Origin of the sequence: Streptomyces griseorubiginosus, from assembly GCF_017614965.1 — a bacterium.
GTDB classification, from domain to species: Bacteria; Actinomycetota; Actinomycetes; order Streptomycetales; family Streptomycetaceae; genus Streptomyces; species Streptomyces griseorubiginosus_B.
This window is the reverse complement of the sequence record NZ_WVUG01000438.1, coordinates 1-5,805: the sequence shown is the minus strand read 5'-3', so window position 1 is coordinate 5,805 and position 5,805 is coordinate 1. Positions and strand designations below refer to the sequence as shown.

Sequence of the window (5,805 nt, the reverse complement as noted above, 5' to 3'; positions counted from 1 at the left end):
CCCCACCCCCGGCCCGCACACCGCCTTACCCGGGTCCGCAGGACACCGCCGGCACCCATGCACCCGGGCACACGCCAACCAGGCCGCCCTCCGCCTCACCGCGCGCGTGCAGCAAGCCCTCACCGAGGCCGCCCGCCGGCCCGACCGCGGCGACATCTCCACCACCACCGTCATCATCTGGGTCGCCGCCGTCACCGGCGCCGTCCTGATCGCCGGCACCATCGCCGTCGTCATCGCCAAATACAACGGCAAACTCGCCGGCCTGTGATGAAGCACCCTCAGCAGTTGACGCAGTGGTGGCAGGGGCGACGATGGCACGACGACCGCGGCGACACCTCCATCCAGATGGCGATCATCTTCCCCCTCGTGCTGCTCGCCACCCTCGCCGTCATCCAGGCCTCCCTGTGGTACTACGCCCGCCAGATCGCCCTGACCGCCGCCCGCGAAGGCGCCACCGCCGCCCGCACCTACCAGGCCAGCCCGGCCGACGGCGCGGCCCAGGCACGCACCGTGCTGGAGCGCACCGCGGGCGACAGCCTGCGCGGCTACAGCGTCACCGCCTCCAGCAACGGGCAACGTGTGCAGGTACAGGTGACGGGCACCGCCCTGTCGATGATCCCCGGCGTATCGGGCCTTCAGGTCAAACAGGCCGCGTCCGGCCCGGTGGAGAGATGGACCGTCCCGGGAGGGTGAACGACGTGCGTTCCACGGCCCATTGGGCACGCAGACTGCGCGGCGATGAGGGCAGCGCCGCGATCGAAGCGGCGATCGTCCTCCCGGTATTGATCATGTTCTTGTGTCTGGCGATCGCCGGGGGCCGGATCGTCACCTCCAGCGCCAAGATCGACGCCGCGGCCGAGGACGCGGCCCGGGAAGCATCCATCCACCGCACCGCGGCCTCCGCCCAGAGCGCCGCGCGGTCGGCGGCCACCCAGTCCCTGGCCGATCAGGGCATCGCATGCGCCTCGACGTCCGTCAACATCAACACCGGTGGCCTGAGCGTGCCAGTGGGCCAGGTCGGCACCGTCAGCGTGACAGTGACCTGCACGGTCAATCTGTCCGACCTGCTGCTGCCGGGCGTGCCAGGGGCCAAGACGCTCACTTCGACGGCGACGTCGGTAGTGGACCGCTTCAGGCAGCGGAGGGATTGATGATCTTCCATCGGATGCCCCTGCGCCGAACGCAGTGGGACGACCGGGGCGGTGTCACGGTTTTCGTCGCCGTGTGCGTCATCGCGCTGATCGGGATCATCGGCCTCGCCGTCGACGGCGGCAGCAAGATGCGGGCCACGGACCGCGCCGACTACGTCGCCGGCGAAGCCGCCCGGGCAGGCGGACAGGCCATTGACCCCGCCAAGGCCATCAACGGAACCGCGATCACCGTGAACCCGCAGGACGCACAGGCCGCCGCCCAGGCGTACCTGCGCTCCGCCGGCGCCACCGGCACGGTCAGCGTGTCCGGCGACGGCAAGACCCTCACCGTTGTCGTCACCAGCACGTACGACACGACGTTCCTGTCGGCGGCCGGGATCGGCTCGCTGCCGGTGACCGGCCATGGCCAGGCCACCCTCCTGCACGGCGTCACCGCTCCCGAAGGAAACTGATGCCCGCCACCCCCTCCCCCGCCGCAGCGGCCGGACGCGTCCTGGGCCGGCTCTTCAAGGCAGTCCTGAGTCTGCTGGTCCTGGCGGTCGCGGTCGCCGGGCTGCCGCTGCTGCTGGCCTGGGCCACCCCCATCATCTGGGCCGCCACCCACGACGACCTCACCCACCTGCTGGACCGGCAGGACACCGGTGCGGCATTCCTGCTGCTGCTCATCGCCGTCAGCTGGGTCGGGTGGGGGCAGTTCACGTTCTGCGTCGTGCGTGAGCTTCTCGCCCAGCTGCGCGGCCGGACCTGGCACGCCCCGCGCGGTCTGGGCACCACCCAGCGCGCCGCGGCCCTGCTGATCGGCAGCATCCTGGTACTGCTGCCCACGAGTTCGGCTCTGGCCTCGGACGCCCAGGCCGCGCCGGCGAGCACTGCGGCCCACATCCCCGGCCAGGCCGCCCCGACTCCGGCGCCCACCCAGACCGAGGGGGCTGCACCATCCGCCGTAAGCACCCCGGCGTCACGTCCGTCGTACACGGTGCGGGACATGCGGCCGGCCGAAAGCCTGTGGGGCATCGCCGAACGGGAGTTGGGGGACGGGGAGCGGTGGCGGGAGATCGCCGACCTGAACGAGGGCCACACCATGATCGACGGGACGGTCTTCCGCGCCAACAGCTTCCTCCAGCCCGGCTGGCAGCTTGCCATGCCCACCCCCGCGCGAGGTCCGGGAGGGGTCCGCGCACAGCTGGACGAGGGCCTAGCGGCTGCCGGGGAGGGCAACGAGCACGTCGTCCCCGTCCACTCCGGCGACTACCTGTCGAAGATCGCCGAGAGGGAACTCGGCGACGGCTCCCAGTGGCCGCGGCTGTTCGAGGCCAGCAAGGGCAAACCGCAGCCGCACGGCCTTCCCCCCATCACCGCCCCGGACATGATCTATCCGGGACAGCAGGTCACCGTGCCGGAGGCTGCACCCGACCGGGCCGCCGAGCAGCCAGGCAGCGAGCAGACGCCGACCGACGGGAGCAATCGGACTCCCCGGCCGAGCCACACCACCACGCCAGAGTCTCCGGCTCCCAGCCCGCCGGGCAGCCGACCTGCCGAACAGCCCGGACAGGAACAGGGCTCCCCTGAAACGGCGGCCGCCACGCCGCAGCCCGGTACCAGCGCCTCCGCTGAACCGTCGGCCTCCGCTGCAGCCTCACCGTCGGCATCGGCTGAGCCGTCGGAGTCCGGCGCCTCCTCCCCCACCGCCGCACCGTCTCCCGCACCGGCCAACGGTCCACTGGGCTTGCGCACTGTTCTCGGCGCCGGTGCGCTCCTGGCTGCCGCCATTACCGGCGCTCTCGCCGTGCGGCGGACCCTGCAGCGCCGCCGCCGCAGGCCGGGCGAGGCGATCGCGATTGCCTCGGAGACCTCACCCGCTGAGGCCAAACTGGCGGCGGCCGCCGCCCCGGACGGAGCCGCCCGGCTCGACGTGGCCTTGCGGACCCTGGCCCACCACGTGGCATCCCAACAGGGGGCGGAGCTGCCGCACCTGCGGGCGGCACGGATGGGTACCGGCACGGTCCAGGTGCTGCCCGGCGACCTGACCCAGGAGCCGCTGGCACCCTTCGTCTCCGGCGACGGCGGCTGGTGGGTTCTGGACGCCGCCGCGAGCCTCCTGGACGAGGAGGCCGCCCGCGACGTACCGGCTCCCTATCCGGGACTGGTCACGATCGGCCACACCCCAGACGGTGACCTGCTGTTGCTCAATCTCACCCGGATGCCCGCTCTGCTGCTGGACGGCAATCCGGTCCACATCACCGAAGTGTGCACCTCCCTCGCCCTCGAACTCGGGATGAGCCCATGGGCCGGCGACGTCGAAGTCGTCACGATCGGGTTCGGGGAGGACCTGCCGCAGTTGCTGCCCACCACGCGCATCGCTCACATGCGGCAGGCGACGCACGCGCTCCGTGACCTCGGCGAACGCCTCCTGGAGGCGCACCAGATGCCGGAGACCAGCCGCCAGCCCTACCTGCTGCTCTGCGCGTCGTCTCTGGACCCGGACACCGCTTGGGCATTCGCCGACGTCATCGACAAGGCCTCACCCGTACCCGTCACCCTCGTCGCGCCGGCGAGCGCCGCAGCCCCACACCTCCCTCACGCGGAGATCCTCAACGCCTCGCTCAGCAACCCGCAGCAACTCGACACGGCCGGTGTCGAGATCACGCTTCAGCGCCTGGATCACGACGCGTACCGTCAGATCACGACCGCGCTGAAGATGTCCGCGCAGCCGGCGCACCCTGCCACCGGCCCGTGGCAGGACGTCCCGGACGAGACCGACGTGTCGCAGCCGATCGGCACCACGACAGACACCGTGCCCCAAACGGATGCAGGGCCCTCGCCGGCCCCGGCAGCCGACGCGAAGGACGACGTCTTCCCGGCGCTGCTCGCCGCCAGCACCGATCCGTCCGCGCTCCGGCTCCTCTCCCACGCCGCCTCCTCGCCCCAGCCCGGCGACGAGATGGGACCAGGCGCCGAGGCAGCGGTGTCTTCGGCCCCGGCGTCCCCCGCCGCGGCGGAGACTCCCGACGCCGCAGAAACGGACGCCCCGGGGGCCGCCGTCGAGAAGCCCGCACAACAGGACGAGGCCCAGGACCTGCACGCCCCGGAGATCCGGGTGCTGGGGCCCCTCGAAGTGACCGGTGTGGACAGCACCGGGCACGGCCCGCGCACGGCCCAGCTCGCCGCGCTCCTCCTCTTCCGGCCCGGCCGCAGTGCGGACATGCTCTGCTCCGACATGGATCCCGTCCATCCCTGGTCGACGAGCACCCTCAACGCGCGGATCCAGGGCCTGCGACGAGCCCTGGGCAACAACCCCGCCGGCGAACCCTACGTGCCACGCCGCACGTCCGGAAACGACCCCTACCGGCTCGCTGACGCCGTGCGCTGTGACTGGATGCGTTTCCTGCAACTCGTCGAACACGCTCTCCCCCAAGGGCCGTTGGGCCTCGATGATCTGGAGGAGGCACTCACCCTGGTACGCGGCCGGCCGTTCGGGGGCAAGCCGCTGCCCTGGGCCGAACCGTATCTGCAGGACATGGTCACCCGGATCATCGACGTCGCTCACACCGTTGCCACCTACCGCACCCCTCACGGCCCCCACCACGACCTCAGCGCCGCCCGCCGGGCCGTCGCCACCGGCCTCGACGTAGACGATACGTCGGAGCTCCTCTACCGGGACTGGCTCAAGATCGAACACGCGGCCGGGAACCGACACGGACTGCACACGGCGATCTCCCGCGTCCAGCAGATCAACCGGGACCTGGACTGCTCCCTGGAGTTGGAGACCGAGCAGCTCATCAACCACCTGCTGGGTTCCCTCCACCCCCACGGCACAGGAAGCTGATGACCCTGCCACCGCCGTCAGCCGCCCGCCCTCACCGCGCCCAGGACGTGCCTTTCCAGCCGCAGGTGCCAGACGTCGAACAGACCCAAGCCGCTGAGGAGAAAGGCGCCCCTGTTGCCGCAGGGGCAGCCGCAGATCAGCTGGTAGCGCGCGAGCAGGCCGGCGTGCCGGTGCAGATGCTGCGGATGCACCGCCTCCTCATCGGCGTGATCACGACCGGCACCATGATCATCGCCGGCATCGGCTTCGCCGGCTCGTACGCGGCGGTCCGCGACCTGGCCGTCCGACAAGGCTTCGGGACCTTCGCGTACCTCTTCCCGATCGGCATCGACGCCGGCATCTGCGTTCTGCTCGCCCTCGACCTCCTCCTGACCCGGCTCCGCATCCCCTTCCCGCTGCTGCGGCCCACGGCATGGCTGCTGACGGCGGCCACGATCGCCTTCAACGGCGCGGCGGCCTGGCCGGACCCGCTGGGCGTGGGCATGCACGGCGTGATCCCCCTCCTGTTCATCGTCGCCGTGGAGGCGGCCCGGCACGCGATCGGCCGCATCGCGGACATCACGGCCGACCAGCACATGGAGGGCGTGCGGCCGGCCCGCTGGCTGCTGTCCCCCCTCCCGACCCTCCTGCTGTGGCGGCGGATGAAGCTGTGGGAGCTGCGGTCGTACGAGCAGGTCATCAAGCTGGAGCAGGAACGTCTCGCCTACCAGACCCGGCTGCACTCGAGGTTCGGCCGCGCCTGGCGCCACAAGGCTCCGGTGGAGTCCTTGCTGCCGCTGCGCCTCGCCCGCCACGGCATCCCCCTAGCGGACACCGCCCCCGCAGGCC

7 protein-coding genes are annotated in these 5,805 nt (G+C 71.6%); 6 read left to right on the top strand and 1 reads right to left on the bottom strand.

The window, feature by feature from the left end:
- The 5 genes from GRC12_RS41250 to GRC12_RS41230 all read left to right on the top strand — a co-directional run.
- A partial coding sequence (locus GRC12_RS41250; protein ID WP_208785579.1) for a hypothetical protein occupies nt 1-268 on the top strand: 268 nt, incomplete at its 5' end.
- Nucleotides 268-693, top strand: a complete 426-nt coding sequence (locus GRC12_RS41245) for a TadE/TadG family type IV pilus assembly protein (protein ID WP_208785578.1) — start codon at nt 268-270, stop codon at nt 691-693. The genes GRC12_RS41250 and GRC12_RS41245, both read left to right, overlap by 1 nt.
- On the top strand, nt 672-1,151 hold the full coding sequence (locus GRC12_RS41240) for a TadE family protein (RefSeq protein WP_208785575.1): 480 nt from the start codon (nt 672-674) through the stop codon (nt 1,149-1,151). The genes GRC12_RS41245 and GRC12_RS41240 overlap by 22 nt, the downstream gene beginning before the upstream one ends.
- Nucleotides 1,151-1,603: a TadE/TadG family type IV pilus assembly protein gene (locus GRC12_RS41235; protein ID WP_244374559.1), complete on the top strand. Its 453-nt coding sequence runs from the start codon at nt 1,151-1,153 to the stop codon at nt 1,601-1,603. Before GRC12_RS41240 ends, GRC12_RS41235 begins: the two co-directional genes overlap by 1 nt.
- A complete protein-coding gene (locus GRC12_RS41230) occupies nt 1,603-4,977 on the top strand; it encodes a LysM peptidoglycan-binding domain-containing protein (RefSeq protein WP_208785574.1) in 3,375 nt (1,124 codons plus the stop codon). The genes GRC12_RS41235 and GRC12_RS41230 overlap by 1 nt, the downstream gene beginning before the upstream one ends.
- A gap of 17 nt (nt 4,978-4,994) precedes the next feature.
- Here the strand turns inward: GRC12_RS41230 and GRC12_RS41225 are convergent, their stop codons facing one another.
- Complete coding sequence (locus GRC12_RS41225) at nt 4,995-5,168, bottom strand: hypothetical protein (RefSeq protein WP_208785573.1); 174 nt, start codon at nt 5,166-5,168, stop codon at nt 4,995-4,997.
- Between GRC12_RS41225 and GRC12_RS41220 the strand changes: the two genes are divergently transcribed.
- The coding region (locus tag GRC12_RS41220; RefSeq protein ID WP_244374558.1) for a DUF2637 domain-containing protein at nt 5,163-5,805 on the top strand (643 nt) is incomplete at its 3' end. The two genes, GRC12_RS41225 and GRC12_RS41220, sit on opposite strands and share 6 nt — an antisense overlap.

What these genes read in the sequence shown, in the direction of transcription:
- GRC12_RS41230 (WP_208785574.1), top strand. Translation starts at nt 1,603, where the DNA reads ATGCCCGCCACCCCCTCCCCCGCCGCAGCGGCCGGACGCGTCCTGGGC.
- GRC12_RS41235 (WP_244374559.1), top strand. Translation starts at nt 1,151, where the DNA reads ATGATCTTCCATCGGATGCCCCTGCGCCGAACGCAGTGGGACGACCGG.
- GRC12_RS41240 (WP_208785575.1), top strand. Translation starts at nt 672, where the DNA reads ATGGACCGTCCCGGGAGGGTGAACGACGTGCGTTCCACGGCCCATTGG.
- GRC12_RS41245 (WP_208785578.1), top strand. Translation starts at nt 268, where the DNA reads ATGAAGCACCCTCAGCAGTTGACGCAGTGGTGGCAGGGGCGACGATGG.